Origin of the sequence: Pseudomonas gozinkensis, assembly GCF_014863585.1 — a bacterium.
GTDB classification, from domain to species: domain Bacteria; phylum Pseudomonadota; class Gammaproteobacteria; order Pseudomonadales; family Pseudomonadaceae; genus Aquipseudomonas; species Aquipseudomonas gozinkensis.
Window position 1 is genome coordinate 6,390,843 of the sequence record NZ_CP062253.1, and the last position, 21,790, is coordinate 6,412,632.

Annotated in this window: 16 protein-coding genes; 6 read left to right on the top strand and 10 right to left on the bottom strand. The window is 56.7% G+C overall.

Annotated elements, in window-relative coordinates; all coding sequences use genetic code 11:
• Positions 1-61: 61 nt before the first annotated feature.
• The 5 genes from IHQ43_RS28665 to IHQ43_RS28685 all read left to right on the top strand — a co-directional run bounded on the left by IHQ43_RS28665 (position 62) and on the right by IHQ43_RS28685 (position 5,709).
• Positions 62-991, top strand: a complete 930-nt coding sequence (locus IHQ43_RS28665; RefSeq protein WP_007954418.1) for a hydrogen peroxide-inducible genes activator — start codon at positions 62-64, stop codon at positions 989-991.
• Between the two features lie 9 nt (positions 992-1,000).
• Positions 1,001-3,076 carry an ATP-dependent DNA helicase RecG gene (recG, locus tag IHQ43_RS28670; protein ID WP_192562856.1) on the top strand — a complete coding sequence of 692 codons (2,076 nt, stop codon included), beginning with the start codon at positions 1,001-1,003 and terminating at the stop codon, positions 3,074-3,076.
• A gap of 79 nt (positions 3,077-3,155) precedes the next feature.
• Positions 3,156-4,556 carry an aminoacyl-tRNA deacylase and HDOD domain-containing protein gene (locus tag IHQ43_RS28675; protein WP_192562857.1) on the top strand — a complete coding sequence of 467 codons (1,401 nt, stop codon included), beginning with the start codon at positions 3,156-3,158 and terminating at the stop codon, positions 4,554-4,556.
• Positions 4,557-4,693: 137 nt separating this feature from the next.
• Complete coding sequence (locus tag IHQ43_RS28680; protein WP_085731368.1) at positions 4,694-4,951, top strand: hypothetical protein; 258 nt, start codon at positions 4,694-4,696, stop codon at positions 4,949-4,951.
• Positions 4,948-5,709, top strand: coding sequence for a Fic/DOC family protein (locus tag IHQ43_RS28685; protein ID WP_192562858.1), 762 nt, complete (start codon positions 4,948-4,950; stop codon positions 5,707-5,709). Before IHQ43_RS28680 ends, IHQ43_RS28685 begins: the two co-directional genes overlap by 4 nt.
• 36 nt (positions 5,710-5,745) lie before the next feature.
• On the opposite strand, the gene IHQ43_RS28690 is transcribed toward IHQ43_RS28685, so the two are convergent.
• Complete coding sequence (locus IHQ43_RS28690) at positions 5,746-6,129, bottom strand: SCP2 sterol-binding domain-containing protein (RefSeq protein ID WP_096817262.1); 384 nt, start codon at positions 6,127-6,129, stop codon at positions 5,746-5,748.
• A gap of 584 nt (positions 6,130-6,713) precedes the next feature.
• Here IHQ43_RS28690 and IHQ43_RS28695 point away from each other — a divergent pair.
• Positions 6,714-7,082 carry a DUF6124 family protein gene (locus IHQ43_RS28695; RefSeq protein ID WP_192562859.1) on the top strand — a complete coding sequence of 123 codons (369 nt, stop codon included), beginning with the start codon at positions 6,714-6,716 and terminating at the stop codon, positions 7,080-7,082.
• Positions 7,083-7,134: 52 nt separating this feature from the next.
• On the opposite strand, the gene IHQ43_RS28700 is transcribed toward IHQ43_RS28695, so the two are convergent.
• The 9 genes from IHQ43_RS28700 to tssM all read right to left on the bottom strand — a co-directional run bounded on the left by IHQ43_RS28700 (position 7,135) and on the right by tssM (position 21,782).
• Positions 7,135-8,502 (bottom strand): lysozyme inhibitor LprI family protein, encoded by a 1,368-nt coding sequence (locus IHQ43_RS28700; RefSeq protein WP_192562860.1) that lies wholly within the window; start codon positions 8,500-8,502, stop codon positions 7,135-7,137.
• Between the two features lie 58 nt (positions 8,503-8,560).
• Positions 8,561-9,691 carry a lysozyme inhibitor LprI family protein gene (locus IHQ43_RS28705; protein ID WP_192562861.1) on the bottom strand — a complete coding sequence of 377 codons (1,131 nt, stop codon included), beginning with the start codon at positions 9,689-9,691 and terminating at the stop codon, positions 8,561-8,563.
• Between the two features lie 114 nt (positions 9,692-9,805).
• Positions 9,806-10,552, bottom strand: a complete 747-nt coding sequence (locus IHQ43_RS28710) for a lysozyme inhibitor LprI family protein (RefSeq protein WP_192562862.1) — start codon at positions 10,550-10,552, stop codon at positions 9,806-9,808.
• A 228-nt stretch (positions 10,553-10,780) separates the two neighbouring features.
• Positions 10,781-11,734, bottom strand: a complete 954-nt coding sequence (locus tag IHQ43_RS28715; protein WP_192562863.1) for a hypothetical protein — start codon at positions 11,732-11,734, stop codon at positions 10,781-10,783.
• The gene (locus IHQ43_RS28720) at positions 11,731-14,394 is read right to left on the bottom strand and encodes a hypothetical protein (protein ID WP_244142233.1); all 2,664 of its coding nucleotides are present in this window, start codon (positions 14,392-14,394) and stop codon (positions 11,731-11,733) included. Before IHQ43_RS28720 ends, IHQ43_RS28715 begins: the two co-directional genes overlap by 4 nt.
• Positions 14,395-14,445: 51 nt before the next feature.
• The gene (locus IHQ43_RS28725; RefSeq protein ID WP_192562864.1) at positions 14,446-16,488 is read right to left on the bottom strand and encodes a type VI secretion system Vgr family protein; all 2,043 of its coding nucleotides are present in this window, start codon (positions 16,486-16,488) and stop codon (positions 14,446-14,448) included.
• A gap of 28 nt (positions 16,489-16,516) precedes the next feature.
• Entirely contained in the window at positions 16,517-17,518 is a 1,002-nt protein-coding gene (locus tag IHQ43_RS28730) for a serine/threonine-protein kinase (protein WP_192562865.1), read from the bottom strand.
• The gene (locus tag IHQ43_RS28735) at positions 17,515-18,243 is read right to left on the bottom strand and encodes a PP2C family protein-serine/threonine phosphatase (RefSeq protein ID WP_011336583.1); all 729 of its coding nucleotides are present in this window, start codon (positions 18,241-18,243) and stop codon (positions 17,515-17,517) included. Before IHQ43_RS28735 ends, IHQ43_RS28730 begins: the two co-directional genes overlap by 4 nt.
• Positions 18,243-21,782 (bottom strand): type VI secretion system membrane subunit TssM, encoded by a 3,540-nt coding sequence (gene tssM / locus IHQ43_RS28740; protein ID WP_192562866.1) that lies wholly within the window; start codon positions 21,780-21,782, stop codon positions 18,243-18,245. The genes IHQ43_RS28735 and tssM overlap by 1 nt, the downstream gene beginning before the upstream one ends.
• Positions 21,783-21,790 lie beyond the last annotated feature (8 nt).

A 21,790-nucleotide genomic window follows, 5' to 3' on the forward strand; every position in this document is an offset into this window, starting at 1 on the left:
ATAACGTGCGTCTATCGATTGCAGCCGGTATGCTTGGCCCGCATCTTCATGGACGCTTGCTATGACCCTCACAGAATTACGCTACATCGTTACCCTCGCCCAAGAGCAGCATTTCGGCCACGCGGCCGAGCGTTGCCACGTCAGCCAGCCGACCCTGTCGGTGGGCGTGAAAAAGCTTGAAGACGAACTCGGTGTGCTGATTTTCGAGCGCAGCAAAAGCGCCGTGCGCCTGACCCCGGTCGGCGAAGGCATCGTCGCCCAGGCACAGAAAGTGCTGGAGCAGGCCCAGGGCATCCGCGAACTGGCCCAGGCTGGCAAGAACCAGCTGACCGCCCCGCTGAAAGTCGGCGCGATCTACACCGTCGGCCCGTACCTGTTCCCGCACCTGATTCCGCAACTGCACCGGGTCGCCCCGCAGATGCCGTTGTACATCGAAGAAAACTTCACCCACGTGCTGCGCGACAAACTGCGCAACGGCGAGCTGGACGCGATCATCATCGCCCTGCCGTTCAACGAAGCCGACGTGCTGACCCTGCAACTCTACGACGAGCCGTTCTACGTCCTGATGCCGGCCCAGCACCCGTGGACCCAGAAAGAATCCATCGACGCAGCCCTGCTCAACGACAAGAGCCTGCTGCTGCTCGGCGAGGGTCACTGCTTCCGCGATCAGGTGCTGGAAGCCTGCCCGACCCTGACCAAGGGCAACGACGGCGCCAAGCACACCACGGTCGAATCCAGCTCGCTGGAAACCATCCGCCACATGGTCGCGTCCGGCCTGGGCATCTCGATCCTGCCGCTGTCGGCGGTGGACAGCCATCACTACGCCCCGGGCGTCATCGAAGTGCGCCCGCTGTCGGCACCAGTGCCGTTCCGCACAGTGGCCATTGCCTGGCGCGCCAGTTTCCCTCGGCCGAAAGCCATCGAGATCCTCGCCGACTCCATTCGCCTGTGCTCGGTCGCCAAACCTGCCGCGCCGGTCACGGCCGGTTAAGCCAGCGTCATGACTGAGCTGTCGCAGGTCTCGGTCACCGCACTCAAGGGTGTCGGTGAAGCCATGGCCGAGAAACTGGCCAAGGTCGGCCTGGAAAACCTCCAGGACGTGCTGTTCCACCTGCCGCTGCGCTATCAGGATCGCACCCGCGTGGTGCCGATCGGCGCGTTGCGGCCGGGGCAGGACGCCGTGGTCGAAGGCACCGTCAGCGGCGCCGACGTGGTCATGGGCCGGCGCCGCAGCCTCGTCGTGCGTTTGCAGGACGGCACCGGCGGACTGAGCCTGCGCTTCTACCACTTCAGCAATGCGCAGAAAGAAGGTCTCAAGCGCGGCACGCGGATTCGTTGCTACGGCGAAGCCCGACCCGGTGCGTCAGGCCTTGAGATCTACCACCCGGAATATCGCGCCATCAACGGCGACGAACCGCCGCCGGTGGATGAGACCCTGACCCCGGTTTACCCGCTGACCGAAGGCCTGACCCAGGCCCGCCTGCGCCAGTTGTGCATGCAGACGTTGACCCTGCTCAAGCCGGCCACCCTGCCCGACTGGCTGCCGACCGAACTGGCCCGCGACTACCAATTGGCGCCGCTGGCCGATGCGATCCGCTACCTGCACAACCCGCCCGCCGATGCCGACGTCGACGAACTCGCCCTCGGCCATCACTGGGCCCAGCATCGTCTGGCTTTCGAAGAACTGCTGACTCACCAGCTATCGCAGCAGCGCCTGCGCGAAAGCATGCGTTCCCTGCGCGCGCCGGCGATGCCGAAAGCCACCAAACTGCCGCCAAAATACCTGGCCAACCTCGGCTTCAACCCGACCGGCGCTCAGCAACGGGTCGGCAACGAAATCGCCTACGACCTCAGCCAGCACGAACCAATGCTGCGGTTGATTCAGGGTGACGTTGGTGCGGGCAAGACCGTGGTCGCCGCCCTCGCCGCGCTGCAAGCACTGGAGGCGGGTTATCAAGTCGCGCTGATGGCGCCGACCGAGATCCTCGCTGAGCAGCACTTCATCACCTTCAAACGCTGGCTCGAACCGCTGGGCATCGACGTGGCGTGGCTGGCCGGCAAGCTCAAGGGCAAGAACCGCGTGGCCGCGCTGGAGCAGATCGCCAGCGGCACGCCGATGGTGGTCGGCACCCACGCGCTGTTCCAGGACGAAGTGCAGTTCAAGAACCTCGCGCTGGTGATCATCGACGAACAGCACCGCTTCGGCGTGCAACAGCGTCTGGCGCTGCGGCAGAAAGGTGTTGGCGGGCGCATGTGTCCGCATCAACTGATCATGACCGCCACGCCGATTCCCCGGACGCTGGCGATGAGCGCCTACGCCGACCTCGACACCTCGATCCTCGACGAATTGCCGCCCGGTCGAACCCCGGTCAACACCGTGCTGGTCACCGACACCCGCCGCGTCGAAGTCATCGAACGGGTGCGCAGCGCCTGCGCCGAGGGCCGTCAGGCCTATTGGGTGTGCACGCTGATCGAAGAGTCCGAAGAGCTGACCTGTCAGGCCGCCGAAACCACCTTCGAAGACCTGACCGCCGCCCTCGGCGAGCTGAAGGTCGGGCTGATCCACGGCCGCATGAAACCCGCCGAGAAAGCCGCCGTGATGGCCGAATTCAAGGCCGGCAACCTGCAACTGCTGGTCGCCACCACCGTGATCGAAGTCGGCGTCGACGTGCCCAACGCCAGCCTGATGATCATCGAAAACCCCGAGCGCCTCGGCCTTGCGCAACTGCACCAATTGCGCGGCCGTGTCGGCCGGGGCAGCGCGGTCAGCCATTGCGTGCTGCTCTACCATCCGCCGCTGTCACAGATCGGCCGCCAGCGCCTGGGCATCATGCGCGAGACCAACGACGGTTTCGTCATCGCCGAAAAAGACCTCGAACTGCGCGGTCCCGGCGAAATGCTCGGCACCCGCCAGACCGGTCTGCTGCAATTCAAGGTCGCCGACCTGATGCGCGACGCCGATCTGCTGCCCGCCGTGCGCGATGCCGCCCAGGCCTTGCTCGAACGCTGGCCCACCCACGTCAGCCCGTTGCTCGACCGCTGGCTGCGACACGGGCAGCAATACGGCCAAGTGTGAGCACCGTCGCAGTTTCTCAAAGCTCGTTCCAACCAAGCTGGTTATACTCCAGCAATTGTTTCAAAAACGGATACAGACCATGACCGAAGCTGCTCTCGCCCCCGAACTCCCGCACGCTCCGTCAGTTATTCGGCTGCTGCTCAACAAGCTGGGCGTCGCCTACGAAGAAGTGCTCGACCACCACGGCCTCAACGCCTCGCGCAAAGTGCAGGCCGTGTTGCTGGACGACGCGGTCGGTGCGCTGATGGTGCTGTTTCCACAGAGCCAGTTGCTGGATCTCAACCGCCTCGCCGAGCTGACGGGCCGTCGCCTGACTGCCGTGTCCACCGAGCGCCTGGAAAAGATGCTCGGCAAACACAGCCTGAGCCTGCTGCCGGGCCTGCCGGCACTGACCAGCTCGCCGTGCCTCTACGAAGAAGGCCTGCTGCGCGAGCCGAAGCTGCTGATCAACTCCGGCGAGCCGGGCCTGCTGCTGGAAATTGCCAGCGAAGACTTCAAGACCATGCTGACCAAGGCCAGCGCCGCCAACTTCGGCGAAGCCCTGAGCAGCATCCGCCCGAACCTCGACCGCCCGGACGATGACCGCGAGGAAATCACCCAGGCCGTGCAGGCGTTCACCGCGCGGCGCATCCAGCAGCGTCTGGAAGCGACCATCGAGATTCCGCCGCTGGCCGAAACCGCACAAAAAATCATCAAGCTGCGCGTCGACCCGAACGCCACCATCGACGACATCACCGGCGTGGTCGAAACCGACCCGGCGCTGGCTGCGCAAGTGGTGAGCTGGGCGGCGTCGCCGTACTACGCCTCGCCGGGCAAGATTCGTTCGGTGGAAGACGCGATCGTGCGCGTGCTGGGTTTCGATCTGGTGATCAACCTGGCGCTGGGCCTGGCCCTCGGCAAGACCCTGAGCCTGCCGAAAGATCATCCGCAACACACCACGCCGTACTGGCAGCAGTCGATCTACACCGCCGCCGTCATCGAAGGCCTGACCCGCGCCATGCCGCGCGCCCAGCGCCCGGAAGCCGGCCTGACCTACCTCGCCGGCCTGCTGCACAACTTCGGCTATCTGTTGCTGGCCCACGTGTTCCCGCCGCACTTCTCGCTGATCTGCCGCCACCTGGAGGTCAACCCGCACCTGTGCCACAGCTACGTCGAGCAACACCTGCTGGGCATCAGCCGCGAACAGATCGGCTCCTGGCTGATGCGCTACTGGGACATGCCGGACGAACTGGCCACCGCCCTGCGCTTCCAGCACGACCCGAACTACGACGGCGCCTACGCCGAATACCCGAACCTCGTCTGCCTGGCCGTGCGCCTGCTGCGCGGTCGCGGGATTGGCTCCGGGCCGGATGAAGACATTCCGGATGCGCTGCTGGAGCGTGTTGGTTTGACTCGCGACAAGGCCAATGACGTCGTCAGCAAAGTGCTTGAGGCGGAAGTGTTGTTGCGTGAATTGGCTTCGCAGTTCAGCCAGGCTTAAAGCAAATTTCGGAACGCCAACCAGGGCCTTTTTTGATTGCAAATAGGGCCCTGGTTCCACCGATTTCGGTCACTTTGCCAGCAACGACAGCAAACTAGCGCCCTGCTATGATTTGACGGCAAACAGAGGGATTTCCGATGACCCAAACAGATGCTGTCAGCGTTGCAAGCGAAGTGCGCAAGCTAGCCAAAGACAACAAGGTTACAGCCAGACGTGACGGCATGAGTCGTATGGCCGTGGGGATTACTCGTTTGGCTGGCGATGTCGTCGAGCTGGATGGCATCGAACAGTTGCTCGTCAATCTCAAGAGAAAAGGCGTTCTGAGCAAATCTGAAATCCTGGCGCTCCAAGGTCGCTATCTTCAGGAAAGGCGTGCACAGAAACGTAGCGCATGACTTTCGATCCGTTCGGCGACTTCGAAACGGCTGGATATCTTCAAAACTCGCTGCAACTGAAAGATCCCGTTGAAGTAAAAGAGTCAGAGCATCTTTCGTTCGAATTGAGTATCGAAGAGGCGCTTGCCTATCTGGCCAAGAAAAAGCCAATCGATTACCAGACTGTACTCAACGTCCACGAGATCCTGTTCTCCGGCTTCTATCACTGGGCAGGAAAAGACCGTAACGAGCTTGTCCCCCACCTGGCAGTCTTCAAGGGCTCCCTCGACGACCCTCGCAGCACCGTCTTCGAGCGCCCGGACTCCATCAAAATGTCTGTCGACTATGCGCTCAAGCTCGCAGCAGACAAGAAACGCTTCAGAGACCATCCCGGTGGAGTGATGGGCCAGCTGGCTTTCGCACACCCCTTCCTGGACGGCAATGGCCGCGCGATTCTATTGGTCTTCATGGAACTCTGTTATCGAGCCGGGTTCGCCATCGACTGGTCAAGAACAAACAAAGACGACTACCTGCGGGCCCTCAGCGACGAGATCCGAGAGCCGCGCGAAAGGCATCTCGATAACTACCTCAACCCGTTCGTAGTCGATATATCCAGTCGTGACGAATGGCCAGAGACCATCAGTGGCATCCGAGGCCTGGATGGCCTGGACAAGGAAGACATCACTTACGAGAACCTGGACAACCCGAAAGTCCAGCAGATCTACAAGACATACCGGGCCCAGCCCCTGGACGCCGAGCCTCCCGAGCCCGAAAGCTGAAGAGGCCGGCCTGTCCCGGCAAACTGCCTGAAAGCCCTATGCCTTCGGCTTGGCCTTCCGCGGCTTCAAATACTTCATCAACCCCTGAAACCACATCACCAGCGCAGGATTACCCTTGAGCTGGATCGACTTGTCCTGAATCCCCTGCATGAACGCCAGCTGCTTGTTCTTCGCCTGCATCGTGGCAAACCCGAACGCCGCGTCTTTAAAGGCAATCGCAAACGCTGGCTCCGCCACCACCCCGGATTTGCTGGTAATGCGCTGATCCTTCACCACGAAATGCCGCGCCACTTTCCCGTCCAGAGTCTGCAGCTGAAACACCAGATCCTTGTCACCCAACTGCTGCTGGAACGCAGGATTTGTCCGACTGGCCTTACCCATCAACAGACCCAGCATCCACAGAAGAAAACGAAATTTCATGCGCACAGCCTCAAAAGGAAAATGAACGGCCGGGGGAGTGTAAGGGATTCGGACGGATTCGCCACTATCTTGGATGGATAGAAGACGATGCTGGGCTTTTCCTGCCAGATGACTACCAAGTCACGATTTCCTGCCCCAGCCTTGATCGTTCCCACGCTCCGCGTGGGAATGAATCCCGTGACGCTCCGCGTCACACCATCCCCCCGTCCTACACCTGAAGAAACATATTCCTGTAGGAGCTGCCGAAGGCGGCGATCTTTTGATCTTCTACCTCGCAAATCCTTGGGAAATGTCCTTCAAACTGCGGTGCTGTCCATGAACTAGGCGTGCTTGGAGTTCATCGATAACCTCTTTCCGTCACCGCAAAATCGGTGATACGGACGTGCAAGTCCGCATCGGCACACTATCGGTTATAGCTATTCACCAAGCGTTTTCTTATGCTCGCGAATCGTTATGGCGGCTGTGTGTGGGAGATCTTCGGATCTGCCGGTTTGCCGATTGCCGGTCTTGCACACCTATACACAGCTGCCACCTCATTCGAAGTGCGAGCGAATGGGTGTTAGCTCCTCAATCGGTGTATTCCAATGATCAAACCAACGCCCAACCCTCCTGAAATCCCAGAAACCTCCCCCTACGAATCCCTCGATTCAAAGAAACTCCACGAAGCCGCCGAACGCGCCCTCGACCACCATTTCAAACCCACCGCCCCACGCCCCAAACGCCTGGGCGGCCTGTTCGCCCTCTGCCCCAACGCCGACGCCGAAGCCCTCATGGCCAACGCCTCCGAAGACCTCCTGTCCATCAGCGCCTTCGCCGCCAACCTGGCCGACGACCTAGACGGCCCCCGCCGCTCGATGGCACTGGGCCTGAGCAGAATGGCGGACGGCGTGCGGTTGATGGTGGAAGGCACGCTCGATCACATTGAGTTTCGGGAGTATCAAACGCGGGGTTGATAGCCCATAACTGACGAAGGGCGCTATAAGCGCCCTTCGTCAATTGATCGTACTAATAGCATTTGCTCGGAGCGATTGGCTCAGTCACTTCCGACTGAAGTCGCTTGGCAGCACTGAGACCTGACTCGTAGCCCTTGTCGGCGGCAAGCTGATAACAAGCCAAGGCACGAGGGATATCCTTCTCGCCGAGATCGCCACTCTTCCAATAATCGCCAAGCGAAACGATTGCATGCGCTGAGCCCATGGCGCTGGCGCGAATCAGCTCTTTCTCCACATCAACTGGCCGCTGGCACGGCCCGCTTCCAGCTGTGTCATTGCCAAAACAATAAAAGCTTGCCAACCCCTCAGCTCCTCCTGGTGAATTGACCGCTGCCGCTTTGAAAAGAGCTTCAACTTTGCTGTATTCCAACTGCGGAGCCATACCCGACAGACTCAGCCTAGCCGCAGTCTCGCTGGAAACAGGATCACCTGAAGCAGCCGCACACAGATAATTTTCCAATGCAGCCTCAAAAAGTTCTCCTGTCAGACGGTATTGCTCAAGACCACCCAAGCCAACGAATCCTTGCGCACGCTGTGAGCAGAAATTTTCCTCGCGACTCAATGAGCGCGTACTGGCTACAGAAAGCTCCTTATGAGGAATCGACCAATCCTCAACCCCCTCAAGCGTCCAGCAAGCCTTACGCGAAAAGTTGAAGATCTTGATATTGCTGTTTCCGGCACGTTTATCCACAACGTCAACGTGACGATCATCCACCTTCTCGATTTCTATCCCTTCGACTTTCCCATCAGGCACCACAGCCATTAAGGGAAACGCCATGTCGCGCCCCACCTCTGCCGTGACGTGAGTCACTATCCGTCCTATATCCGACGTCCCCTTCAACACCAACAGTTTCACTGCTTGCGCAGTCAGTCGCTTTTGCGATTCGGCATTAGTGGAGAAGTATGGAAGAAACTGGGCGAAGTCTTGCGTCGGGCACGAGCCACGCCCAAATGCAGAGCCACTACCGCTATCGGACGCGATATTGTCCAGAAACACCGACCGCTCACGGCTCATGCTTGCGATGCAATTGTTCACGGCTGCCACATGCGCCGAAGAGCCCGGCTCCGTCTCCAACGCATCAATCTGGCAATCGGTATCGCGTAGTTTGATCCAAGCGCGCTGAGCCTCCTGAACCGTCGCCTTTTGGCTTGCGGCAAGAACTGGATCGGTCTGATATCCACCTTCGAGCCGAACCAGCAATTCTTGATAACTGGTATTCAACTGCGCATCTGCAGCAGCCTTGGCACTCACAGAACATCTTTCACTCTGGGAGTTCGTACTGATATCGCCACATGCATCTTGAGCAAATGCTGCATGCGCAAGTAACGATGAACAAGTTGTCAGCACGTAAAAAGATATACGCACCATGAGCCTAGCCATAGCAAGATTCCTTACACATTAAAAAAGCTGAATACTGCCTATTGAAATCATGCCCTACTCATTCGGGCGCAACAGCTATCTTCAGTATGTAATCCTCGAGATAAACAACAGCTTCACGACCATTCAAATCAACAGGCGTGGGGTTTTTAATAACGAGCTGATCACTTGCGCTAACAATTTTAGTTAGTGTTTTATCCACTACATTGGCACGCCAGATCGTCTCATCACCATTCTTGAAATACAAAACAGGACGCGACTTGCTCCAAATCGGGCTGAAAATATTCCAACCCACCTCCGGCCTATCGACTGGCGCAATAATCTCGTACCCAGAAGTGTTTGAATAATAGGCCTTCAGCTCTCCAAATACCTCATCACCCTGAAATAGCAAACCACTTTTAGCATTCTCGAAAGTATTCGACCATTGCTGAAGCAGCAAACTCGTTTCCTGCGGTTGAGTGCCTGACCCAACTTTATAAGCCATACCTCTTAGCTGGTTTCTTGCTATTTTTTCGCGATAGTAAAAGGTGCCGCCCATGATTCCAGCGTATCGCTCCCCTTCTTCATTGTTTCCTAAGTTGAACGCCCCCTGAAATCCTATGTCCTTTGCTATCGTGTACGTGATTGGCGGCACAATCGGATGCCTATCGATGTATTCATACAAACTACCTCTATAGATAGAATTAGGAACATCGTAATGCCCCTCAAATGCTACAACGTGCAACATTCCAGATATTACTTCCGCTGAAATCAAGAAACGCTCAACGACATCTTTGCCATTCGGAAGGCCCGCCAGTTCAACAGTTTTCCAAGGACGACTGGATTGAGCATAAATTTTATCAGCGGGCAAAATTTTGACTTCACTTGAAGCACTGGCCCCAGGCAATGGTAACGGTGACAGAAATCCAACTTGCTCATTGTAAGCATCTTCTAGACACTCAACTGACTCACAGGTGTTGCGCACATTCTCTAGCCATTCACTTTCAAGCACTTGGAAAGTACGTTGTTTTTTTAGTGGCTTAAACACTTCACTTAGCTGCTCATCCAGCTTTGACAAAGAAGGCGTATTGCAGATCTTTTTTTCAACATCCGACGAGGCTTTACTGCAATCGAAACTTGCAGATTGTGCCAACGAACTAAATACCACTAACGAGCAAAAAATAATCTTAATATACAAAAATGCTTTCCTCATGACCCTACCTTCAGAATTACTGTTACCAACAGAATACTTGGTAATGCGCGCAAAGGAGCCTGGCGATTTTTTCTCGCTTCCATTCGATTTCCACTCTAAGCCCTGACAGCTTGGCTATTTAGCCAAAGGCGCAACCGCGATCTGTCTGGCACGATCAATTGTTAACCGAATCAAACAGCTTTCTGAATACTCTCCAAATATTGCGCTATTGCATTCAAGATCTCTATTTTTCATCCAGGCTCTTTGAACCTCACGAAAAACATCTCGCTTGTCTTGACTCAAACGACTGGCTTTATCTCGGTAGGCAGAATTGAGCAGAGCATCGGCGTCCGCAAGAACCAACTGATAAACCCCTCGATCTTTTTCAATCTTGACTTGAGGCAGGCTTTGCGGGATATCCGAATCCCAATTATTCAACCCATTATTATCCTCAACAGTTAGCAATACTGTTTTATTATCATAATATCCATACTGATTTTTGGTTGCTCCACTTTTATAGACCAACTCAATATATACAGGATCGCTTGCTCGCTGAGGGTCATTAAGCAATGTCTGGCTCGTCACTTTCACATTGCCTTCGCCTTCATCTAACTGAATTCTGAAACAAGGGTTGGGGCCAGGCTGCGCAGCTGACTTACCAGCCTTCATGCAAGTGGCCAGGCTTGAGCCACTTGCCTCATCACTCCCTGACTCAACATCTTGAATTCTAATCAACAGCTTTATGTCAGGAACTGCTGAGTAATCAGCTTGCAGTATCTTCGCGGAGTAGAACGGCTCCGCTTGGGCAACGCCGTTAAAAATCGAAAGAGTAACGATACAAAAAGGTAGAACGATATTTTTAATCACAAACATTAATTCCATTTAAAAACACTGTACAAAAATCTATTTACCCACGAAACACACAAAATAGATAAAAATTGTTGTTAGGTCTCCTAAGGCTACGAAACCAATCAGTCCAATAGTGTTGGAACCACTACAAATAAATCTGTCACTTTTTCTTTTTGTTTATGTAGCAAAAAGAAGGACGAATATATTTAAATAGAACAAATAGATCCGTCCATTTTTCATTCCACCTCTTCCATCTGAAACTCAATGAATTATTAACGGAAACATGAAAAAGCTATATTTCTTACCATCACCAGACTTTGATACCCACTCGCCTTTATAGCCATCACCTTCTGTCTTGCCAACAAACTGAGCCCGTGGCATTTTTCCACCTGCTGCATACTCAGTTAATTTCATGCCTCCTGCTTCGACACACCCGTCAAAAACAATTTTCTCAGAGGAGTTCTTATATTTGTACCCCCCTTCACTAGCACATGAATTATGCTTTATGTCGCCAAGAAACCAAGTGTTTTTGGAAATTCTGCCGACATACGTTATGGCTGCACCATCAGGCTTAACCTTGCAGTTCGAATAACAAGCCATCTGAAAAAAATCTGGTTTATCCGTGTCGAAAAATAAGTATGTAGAGGAATCGACTGTTCCCCCTGAGCTATAAACAGGTATATTAATAGCGATATCTACACCCATGGACGAATCCGGCGTTTCTTTTCTGAGCTTCAGACTATTTCTGGCAGCTTTTCCACAATAGGCGCTCACTGCCGATTCACTAAATGCTTGATCCTTCTCGTTGATTAGACGTCCTTCGCCAACTCGACATTCATATCCATACCAAGTAGCTATCGATGCCGCTGATATGACCTGAGAAAAACTGTAGATCCTATCGACCACAACCTGCTGTTTAGTGTAGGAGAACACTACCCAGCTACTGGATTTAGAGGACGAAAAGTCCAAATGTTCTAAAACATATTTATCGCCATAGATATAAAGCCAGTTAGTGCTCATCGTACCCGTATCTTCAGATGTCTCCGATAGTTTTTTACCTGTCACAGCATCAACTAAGAAACCGTCTTCATTGAGTAGAACTTCGCAAGCTTGAGATTTTTCTTTTCCGGCGCACGAATCATGGCTCGGAAAAAATGGCTTCGCGTAACTCAAGGCGGGCACAAGAATGGATAAAATAAAAACTAAAATTTTCAATTTTTAATTCTCACTAAAAGATCTTCAAATTTTTGGGCATAAAATGCAATTACATTTTTCTTGTCAGTCCCATTAATGATTCGACGAGCCGTCACATAATTTTTATTTCCAGGAGATAAATGCGCAGCAAGAGTCTCCCCTGCTTTGAATACCCCACCCTTCATTCCACCAATCATGATTCTAGTTGCATACTCTAAATCTAGAGCCAGATCTGGATTGTTTGTAAAGTCTATTCCCAAGGCTGCAGAAAATTTTTCATAGTTGGCCTTCCACGTTATCTGGCTAAGCCCACGACCACGATACTTGTAGCCATCGCCAATTTGAGTATTATGATAGTCTCTCGCCATAGCCGCCCTACGCCCTGTGGGACCAGAACCGTAATCTATTTCAGCTTTTGCTTCACTGATTTTTTCAGCAATAGGGGCGAAGAAAACGACGCGATTAAAGTCGTATGCCTCCACCCGGATTGTGGCTAGCATATAGGCCAGGTAAACATCATTGCACTCATCAAAATACTCACCCCATAACTTCATCATCATCGTCAATAGCTTTTTCAGATTTTCTTCTGATTCTTGATTCAGAGAGTAAAGCAGTGAAACGTGAGTCACGTTGTCGTCATTAAACCAACCAAATACATGCTGATGTTCTTTTTTGTACTCCTCAACGAACTTCTCTATATTTAAACACCCGCAAGAATACTTTATACAATTAGATATCAAGCCAACAGGGTGAATATGTTGCACGCTAGTAGCGGCAGTTATTCCATGCTGCCCGACCAGTTTATCCCACCAACTTAATCGTTCGATTCGAAGCTTTTCCTCTACCCAAGCTTTGTGAGGGTCAGAATCGCTGTGGCCAATTATTTCATCCAGAGCATCCCAGTTTTGTTTTTTGTAGTCCCATTCATTTTCATATCGCGTCACCATCTGCGATATGGGTTGAGAGAACCACGGCTTGCCCAACGCCTCCGCAATTTCAGACGGCGCGAGTTTTTTATCTCCATTTCTGTCGAGAATCTTGTACAGCGTCTCGTTAACAGAACCAGCTAGGGCGGTTTCTACATTCGGCAGATACGACTCACGCTCTTGCTCATCGAGACTCTCTTGAGCATGCAAAAAAGCTGCTAGGTGGTCGACATTGCTCGTGGTTTCGTTAATAAAGGTGAACCCGTTCCACTCAAACGGAGAGTGCCGCGAGAGCACTGTATCGGGCTCTGCAAACCACCCATCAATTCCATTACCATTTTTGTCGCCTAGCAACCCATCTAGGCGCCACCAATAGGTAGTGGAAGTCGATGTGCCCATCACTACAGTTTCTTTGATCTTTTTCTCCGCTGGTAATGCTTCAAGCAGTCCAACAGGAATATAGAAGTCATAGCCAACTTTGTTGCCTGGATCTGCTGTTTTAGGAGGAGTCGCGGCATTCATATGTGGTGCATGAGTAACTAACCACGTATCTACTGGTATCTTGACTAATGTTTTTTCAGCAGCGGGCAGGCCGACAGCCTTCTCTTTACTTTTACTAGTAAAAGATTCCACGTCCTCACAGCTGAAAACTTCCAAGTGTAATAAATTCTTCGGAGCGGCGTCTGCATGGGTCTGATATTTTCCAACATGCCCCAACACCTCACCGGCCTTGACTTTGTAGGCCTGAGGCAGTGGAACTACTTGCCCAATAGGGGCATGTGGCTCGTTCTTGGCTTCCAAATCTTCAAGCCAAACAAATCCAGGCAACTTACCATCGCTACTGGCTTCGAGTGTGGGAATAGGTTGACCACCTACAATCTCAACTAGTTTTCGATACTGCTTCGCGGCTTGTTCATCGCTAATTCTGATCTGCGTACCCGCCGGTAAAAATGCGATAGGCTGCCCACCGCTGGTCGCATCGCGAACGTTGGCACCGCTCTTTTGGTTCGGGGGAGCGTCTTTTGCTTCCTCTCCGACCAGGTAGCTCTCTCCCCCCAAATGCTTCATTTGCCCCTTAAATACCCATCCAGTATTGACAGGCAAGCTTGGAAACTCAGGAGTAACGCTGACGACTTCAAGCCAGTTTTGGTTAGATGGTGCCGGTTTGGTGAGAACCTTAGTGCCACGAGGTAGTACTGCCAAAATAGGTGTTTGAGACGAATTGCCTTCACGAACCCTAAGCCCCAAGGATTTGGTTCGAAGATTTTCCTTTACTTGATAAAGGCCTTTCCCCCAGAAACCCGGTGGTTTAAGCGAAGGATTCGCTTTATAGGTTTCCCAATCAAGTAGGTGCATATAAAGACTGAAGAACGTAAGGCTCGGCCCAGGCGCAGCAGCCGCCCCGGCTGCAGGCGCTGGAGGTGCCGGCAACTCAAGTCGATGTTTAACCAGCACAAACCCCGTCGAATAAACCGAGTGCGTCGAGCCAAAATCAGAAGTCGGATACTTCTCGTCAATACGGTAGGCGACTACTTCTCCGTCAGCGATGCACCTGACCTCCGTCAGGTCGTTGACCAATCCCGAAGCCTCATCGAAATGAACACCACCATGCCAAAGACCATTGGCCCCCAATGGGTAGTAACCGTCCTTTGCTTTAGCTAACGCTTTGTAGAACTGCTGTGGATCGGTCGCTTCGGCTGTCCCTACCTTCAGGGGATACGACCATTTTTGAATTTTGTTCGTTGTCTCTGTCATTACCAATTACCTGAATTCTGATCCCTGGTGGCTTGGATTGCCGTCGATGTCTTACCCGGAAAAATTGAGCATTCGTTTCGGCTTGTGTTTGACCTGTTCTTCAGGCGCATTCAACAACGCCTGATCCATCAAACTCCCCGCCTTATCCTTATCCGCCGCCCCCGGCAGCACCGGCGGTTTGATCCCGATCCCGGTCCCCGACCCAGCCGAACCGCCAGCATTAATCTTCACCACCGGCCCAACCACCGTCACACCACCGCCATCCAGCTTGATGAAACTGCCGCCGCCGAGAATCGTCAGCTCAGTCCCCGCCTCAATAACAATCTTGTCCCCAGCCTTGATGTGTATCTCTTTCCCGGCACTGGTCAGTTGCGCCGTACCGAGCTTCACATGCTGGTTCTCACCAATGGTCAGGTGGTCGTCCATCCGCGCTTCGATCTTGCGGTCGCTGATGGTGGTGCGATGTTCTTCGGCCTTGAGCTCGGTGTAGGTGTTCTTCACCACGGTGTCGTGGCGTTCATTGCCGACCCGAATCTTCTGGTCGTGCTCGACGTTTTCATCCCAGTCGCGCTGGGCGTGGATGAAGATTTGTTCGGCGCCTTTTTTGTCTTCGATGCGCAGTTCGTTGTAGCCACCGCCGCCCGGGGAGCTGAGGGTTTTGAAGACGCTGCGGGTTTTGTTTGCCGGGAGGGCGTAGGGCACCGGGTTTTCCTTGTGGTACAGGCAGCCGGTGACCAGCGGTTGGTCGGGGTCGCCTTCGAGGAAGGTGACGAGGACTTCCATGCCGATGCGCGGGATGGAGATGGCGCCGTAGCGGTCGCCGGCCCAGGAGCTGGAAACGCGCAGCCAGCAACTGGTTTTGTCATCGGCCAGGCCTTCGCGGTCCCAGTGGAATTGCACTTTGATGCGGCCGTATTGGTCGCAGTGGATTTCTTCGCCTTTGGGGCCGGTGACCATGGCGGTCTGGCTGCCGAGCACGCGGGGTTTCGGGTGCTCCAGCGCGGGGCGGTAGAACACGTCCCACGGGGTGGCGAGGAAGGTGTTGCGGTAGCCCTGGTGGAAGTCGTCCTTGTGGTCGGTGGTGTCGCTGGTCACCGATTCTTCGAGGACTTGCGGCTGTTTGCCTTCGTGGAAGATTTCGGTGAGCAGCCACAGGTCGTTCCACTCGCTGCGCGGGTGGTCGGACATTTCCATGAAGTGGCCGCTGACCAGTCGGGTCTGGTCGCCGCGACCTTCGGCCTGGCGATAGTCGGCGCGGTGACGTTCGAGGGCGCGCTGGCTGAGGAATTTGCCGCGGGCGCGGTCGATGAAGCGGCCGGGGTAGTCGTAGTCTTCGAGATCCGGTTCAGTGCTCTCGCCGTCCGGCTTGTACGCTGCTTCCATTTGCAGGCGCGGTTTTTCGAAGTCGTAGTCGCGGCGGGTGGTGCGGCTGGTGCGGGTTTCCAGGCGCAGTTTGAAGCCTTTGATCACCGGTTCTTCGGCGACCATGCCGCTGCCCTGCACATACGCGGTCGGCTGGCCGAGGTTCGGGAACACGGTCTGGTCATCGCCGAACACCAGCAGATGGCCTTTCTTGCTGTGCTGGAAGTGGTAGTGAATGCCTTCCTCTTCGCACAGGCGCTGGACGAAATGCAGGTCGGTTTCGTCGTACTGCACGCAGTAGTCGCGATCCGGGCACGGCTGGCTCAGCTGGAAGCTGTAGGCATTGCCCTTGATGCCGTGCTCGTCGAGGATCAGCGCGATGATTTTCGGCGCCGACATCTGCTGGTAGATGCGCTGGTTGGTGCGGTGATGCAGGTATTGCAGCTGCGGCACCAGCGAAACCTTGTAGCGGGTCAGGCGCTTGCCGGCATCACCCTGGGCGACGCGGTAGATCTGGCCATGGATGCCCGAGCCTTGCGGATCGAGGGCGAGGAACGCCTGTTTGTGCAGGAGCTTTTCCAGGTCCAGATCCGGGTTTTCGCTGACCAGTTCCAGGTCGAAACGGAACGGCTGGCTGATGCCTTCGGTGCCGGTGAACGACAGCACTTGCAGGTCGCCTACGTAATCTTCAACGGTCAGGCTGAAGTGCGTTTCGTTAGCTGGGTTGAACATAGTGTGCTCCCTGTTCGAATGTCATCCGTTACGCCCGCAGTCGCAAACGCTGCAGCCAGGACGAAGTGGCGCCCAAGGCGTCACGCAATTGGTCGGCAGAAATATTGCGCTCCGCCGCGTCAAAGGCCAGCGCGGTGCGCAGCGCGGGCCAGCAGTGTGTCGGCAAATGTGCCGGGGCTTGCAGTTCGCGATCCAGGTGTTCGTCACGAGCCTGAGTCGAGGGCAAGCGGCGGAACGGGTGTTTGCCGCCCGCCAATTCGTAGATCACGCAGGCCACGCCGTACACGTCCGCGCTGGCCGACAGCGGTTGGCCCTCAAGCAGTTCGGGGGCGGCGTAGCCCGGGGTCCAGGCGTTGAAACGCTCGCGGCTCAGGTGCGGCAGGCCGGGCAGGATGCCCTCCTCGGCTTGCCCGAGACCAAAGTCAAACAGGCGCACGCCGTCTTCGCTGAGCATGACGTTGCTCGGTTTCATGTCACCGTGCAGCACGCCGCGACGGTGGGCGTAGGCCAGCGCGTCGAGCAGCGGCAGCGCGATGTCGCGCAGTTCTTTCCACGGCAGGCCCAGCGGCCGCTCGCAGAGCAGTTTGTCCAGGGTCAGGCCACGCATGAGTTCCATGGTGATGAAGGCCCGCTGGCAATCGGTGTCCACTTCGAACGTGTGCGGTCGCAGCACGTTGTCGTGGCGCAGGCGTCGGGTCAGGGCGAACTCGCTGTAGAGCAAGGCACTGGCGTCCGGCGACTCGGCAAATTCTTCGCTGAGGATTTTCAGCGCAATGTAAGGATCGGGATCGCCGAACTGTTCGTGCAACAGATCCCGGGCCCGGTAAACCGCACCCATGCCACCGGCCCCGAGCAGACGCTCGAGGTGGTAGCGGCCTGCCAGAACATCCGGCAGTTCGCCGACGCTGGCCCGTGTAGGCGCCAGCGCGGGTTCGGCGTTGTGCTGCTTTGCAAAAGCGAAATAGGTCAGGTTGTTGGCCTGCTCTTCGCTCATCAGCAAGTCGTCGACTGAGGATTCGATTTCAGTCATTGGCGGATCACCACGGCAGTCAGGTTGTCGCGAGCGGCGCCACGCAGGGCGCCGTCGAACAGACGTTCCAGCGCCACATGCGGCGCCGCCAGGCTGAGGGCGTTGCCGAGAGCATCGCTGCTCAGGCCTTGATACAAACCATCGCTGCACAGCAGGAACACATCGCCCGGATAGACCTCGAGTTCCAGCACATCCAGCGTCAGTTGTTCCGCCGCGCCCACCGCCCGGGTCAACGCCTGGGCCGCCGGGTGCGCCGCTGCCTGTTCGACGCTCATCTGCTGCTCGTCGATCAGTTGCTGCTGCAGCGAATGATCCTTCGACAGCTGATACAACCGCTGCCCGCGCCACATGTAGCAACGGCTGTCGCCGGCCCAGATGCAGGCCGCGCGATTGCCGTCTACCAGCAACGCCACGACGGTGCTGCCCATGATGCTGTCGTGACGCCCGGCGGTGACGGTCAACTCCTGCCCCAGGCGCCGGTTCAGCCAGTGCAGGCACTGGCGGATGGCTTTGAGGCGTTCGTCGAAGTCCTCGTGCTGCGGCAGTTCAGCCAGGCTGGCGACGATCAACTGGCTGGCGATGTCGCCACCCTGATGACCGCCCATGCCGTCCGCGACCACCCACAGCCCATGCTGCGGAGTGTCGAGGAAGGCATCTTCGTTGCGCGACCGCACCTTGCCCGGATCGGTTCGCGCCGCGCTGCGCCAGGGACTGGCCACGAGCATCAGAGCTGCACCGGCATACGGAAGGTGCGCATCACGCCCATGTCGAACGGGTTCGGCGTGCGCTGGCTGGTCAGCAGGTAGTTGGCGCGCAGGCCACCCACGTCGGCTTTCAGTACCAGCACGTCGCGACCGGTCAGGTACTCGGTCTGCATCAGGTCGAACAGACGGAACAGCGACCAAGGGCCGGAGTTCTTCTCGATGCCGATCGGGCGCCCGGCCATCTTGTCCATGACCAGACTGGTGCGACCGTCTTCAGCATCGGTCGGCCACTTGAAGGTCATTGGCAGGATCGGACCGTGGCGGTATTCCATGGTCTTGTCGCCGAACTTGAACTCGGAACGGCTGACGGCCGGATCGAGGGTGTACGGCTCAAGCTTGAACTGCACCGTCGGCTCGGCCGGGTTGATCGAGAAGAAGCTTTGGCGAATGTTCAGTGCAGCCGCCATCTGGTCGAGGAAGACCTTGGACACCGGCAGGCTGCGACCGTCGATGCTGCGCATCCGGTAGTTGCCCGGATCACCGCTGACGAACGGACGCATGTAGCTGTCGAAGAAGCGGTCGATGGTGCCTTGAGCCCGGAAGAACTCGCGGAAATCGCTGATCGCCACGTCGCTGGTGCTCGACGCACTGAACGGATAGCGCTTGCTGATGGTTTTGCCATACACGCTGTACAGCTCGTTCTGATAACGGCCGTTCAGGTATTGGTAGGCATCGTTGAGCACCAGGCGCCACGAATCTTCGGCCAGCACGTTGAACCACACGCTCAGCGGACGCGGCAGACGACCGGACGCATTGCGCAGGTTGGTCAGCGCATCACGCTGGCCGCTCATACGGGTCTTGGCCAGTTCGAACGCCGCTTGCTCCGGCGTGCTGGAACGGGCGAGGCCCGCCAGTTGCAGTTGCAGGTCGTTGAGTGCGGTGAATGCCGGGGTCAGGTCAGCGGCCGGGCCGTTGTTGTCGTCCAGCAACTTGTGCAGCGGCTCGAAGCGACGTTGCAGCGACTTCTTGGCGGTGTCCGGCAGGTTCTTCGCCACGTTCATGGCCGAAGCCTTGTCCGCGACAGCGGAAGCGAGTTTGCCGACCTTGCCCAGTTTGCCCTTCTGCCCCGCCAGCGCATCGGCGGCGTCACCCGCTTCATCCACCGGCTCTGGAGCTGCCTGGAAGCGGGTGTTTTCACGCACTTCGGTCAGCAGCGCCAGCACCGGCGAGTTGGCCGAGGTCAGGCCCGCCAATTGCTCGGCGCCCTCACCGGCATCGCTGATCGGTGGCAGTGCCACCTGGCCAACGGCCTCGCTCCAGTAGTTGGCGTAATCGCGGAAGTACAGTTGCTCCAGTTCGACCATCAGGCGACGCAAGTCCATGTCGCTGATGCCCGCGCCTTCGCCCAGTACCCAGTTGTCACGCAGGATGTCGGTGACCAGCGATGCGCCCTGTACCGAGAAATACTGCTGATAACCGGTCTGGGTGTAGAAGCCCGGAATCACGTATTCGGTGCCGATGAACAGCGAGCCCTGAGGCCCGAGGTGTTGGCTGAAACGATAGTCCGGCAGGTTGCGCGCCTGCTCGCGGAGCATGCGGTAAACCACGGTCGCCAGCGATTCGCTACGCAGCACCTGACGCGCCTGGGTCACCAGTTGCTCGTTGAGCGGATAGATAAACGGCTGCTGCAGCAGGCGCTCAAGGTGCGTGTTCAGACCGTTCTGCACCGCAGTGTTGCCGGTGTAGCGCTGCGACCAGTCAGCCGCGATCCAGTCCTTGAGCCATGCTGCGTCACGACGATCCTTCATGTTCAGCATCAGGTACGCGCGCAGGCTGTTGATCAGCTTTTCGCGATCCTTCATGTTGGCGCGGATCTGCCCTTCGAGCAGGGTGGCAACGCGTGGCAGCAGTTGCTTTTCAAGCTCGCGCTCGTACGCCTCCTTGACCACCGGATTGACGTCCTGGCCCTGATACAGACCCATCCGTTCGTGGTACGAAGCGTCGCCCTTCTTCGGGAACACCTGAGTCGCGGCGTAGCTGGTGTCGAGGGTTTTCAGCGTGCCCATGGCGTCATCACGCGGCGACAGTGCCGTGCGCTGCTGGGTCCAGTTCTGCGCCAGATTGCGCAGGTTTTCCAGACGCTCCCAGTTGGCCGAGAAACCACCGGCCCACAGCATGCCGAACAGTGCCAGCGCGCCCAGTGCACCGACGTACAACGCACGCTGGCCCCAATGGATGCGGCTGCGCTCGCGCTTGTCCAGACCGGCGAGGTCGGACTCGGGGAAAATCACCCGGCTGAGCAAGTGATGGATGAAACGCGAACGACCGCTGCGCAGTGTCGGCAGCACGCCGGCGCTCATGCCCAGACTCGCGCCGATACCGGCGGTGGTCGAATCCATTTCGTGGGTTAGATGCGGTGCGCTGGTCAGGTAGAAACCACGCAACAGCGTCGCACGCTGGTAGCGGTTGCCAGTGAATGCCATGTCGACGAACAGGCACAGACGCTCGCCGATCTGGCCCATCTGGTGCGGGAAGTCGAGGATGCGGCCACGGCGCTGGGTGTCGCGCTCGGAGTGCATGCGCATGATCACCTGGCTGTTGAGGCGACGCAGCAGCTCTTCGAACTCGCCGCGCAGCACAGCCACGTCGGTGCCGACCTGATCCTTGCGGAAACTGGTACCCAGCACCTGATCGCTTTCTTCGCGGGTCAGTTGATCGAAGAACTCGTCGAAGCCCAGCAGCTTGTCTGCCTTGCTCAGCACCAGATACACCGGCACATCGACGTGCAGTTTCTGATAGACGTCTTGCAGACGCGCGCGCACCTGGCGAGCCAGGGTGTCGATGTCCTGCTCGCTGCCACCGGTCAGAGTTTCCACCGGGATGGTCACCAGCACGCCGTTCAACGGACGGCCGCGACGACGCTTGCGCAGCAGTTCCAGCAGAGTGGTCCAGGCGCTGCCGTCGACTTCCGAATCCGGCTGGGTCAGGTAGCGGCCGGCGGTGTCGATCAGCACACCGTGGTCGGCGAAGTACCAGTCGCAATGACGGGTGCCGTGGGTGTCGCGGGTCAGCTTGCGGTCGATCTTGTTGATCGGGAATTCCAGCCCGGAGAAGTCCAGCAGGCTGGTCTTGCCGCTGGCCTGCGGGCCGATCAGCAAGTACCACGGCAGATCACTGCGCCAGCGCTCGCTGCGGCCGCGATACAGGCTCGAAGTCTTGAGGGTTTTCAGGGCGTCCTTGAAACGCTCCTTCAACTCTTTCTGCTCTTCTTCGATCAGGTCGTCGCGACGGATACGGTCCTGGCCGTCTTCGGTTTCTTCGACGGCTTTCTTGCGGATACCGGCGCGCCAGCTGACGAAGACCATGGTCAGGCCCCAGATCAGGAACAGCACGCTGATGGTCAGCAACCGGGAGGTCGAACCTTCCCAGAACTTGTAGTCATCCACCGCCAACAGCGGGCCGACGAACCACACCAGCAGCGCCACAAACAGCACCAGCAGCAGGGTCCAGACCCAGGTCTGGCGCAGGAAGGCGCCGACTTTCTTGAAAAACTTTTTCATCACACGTC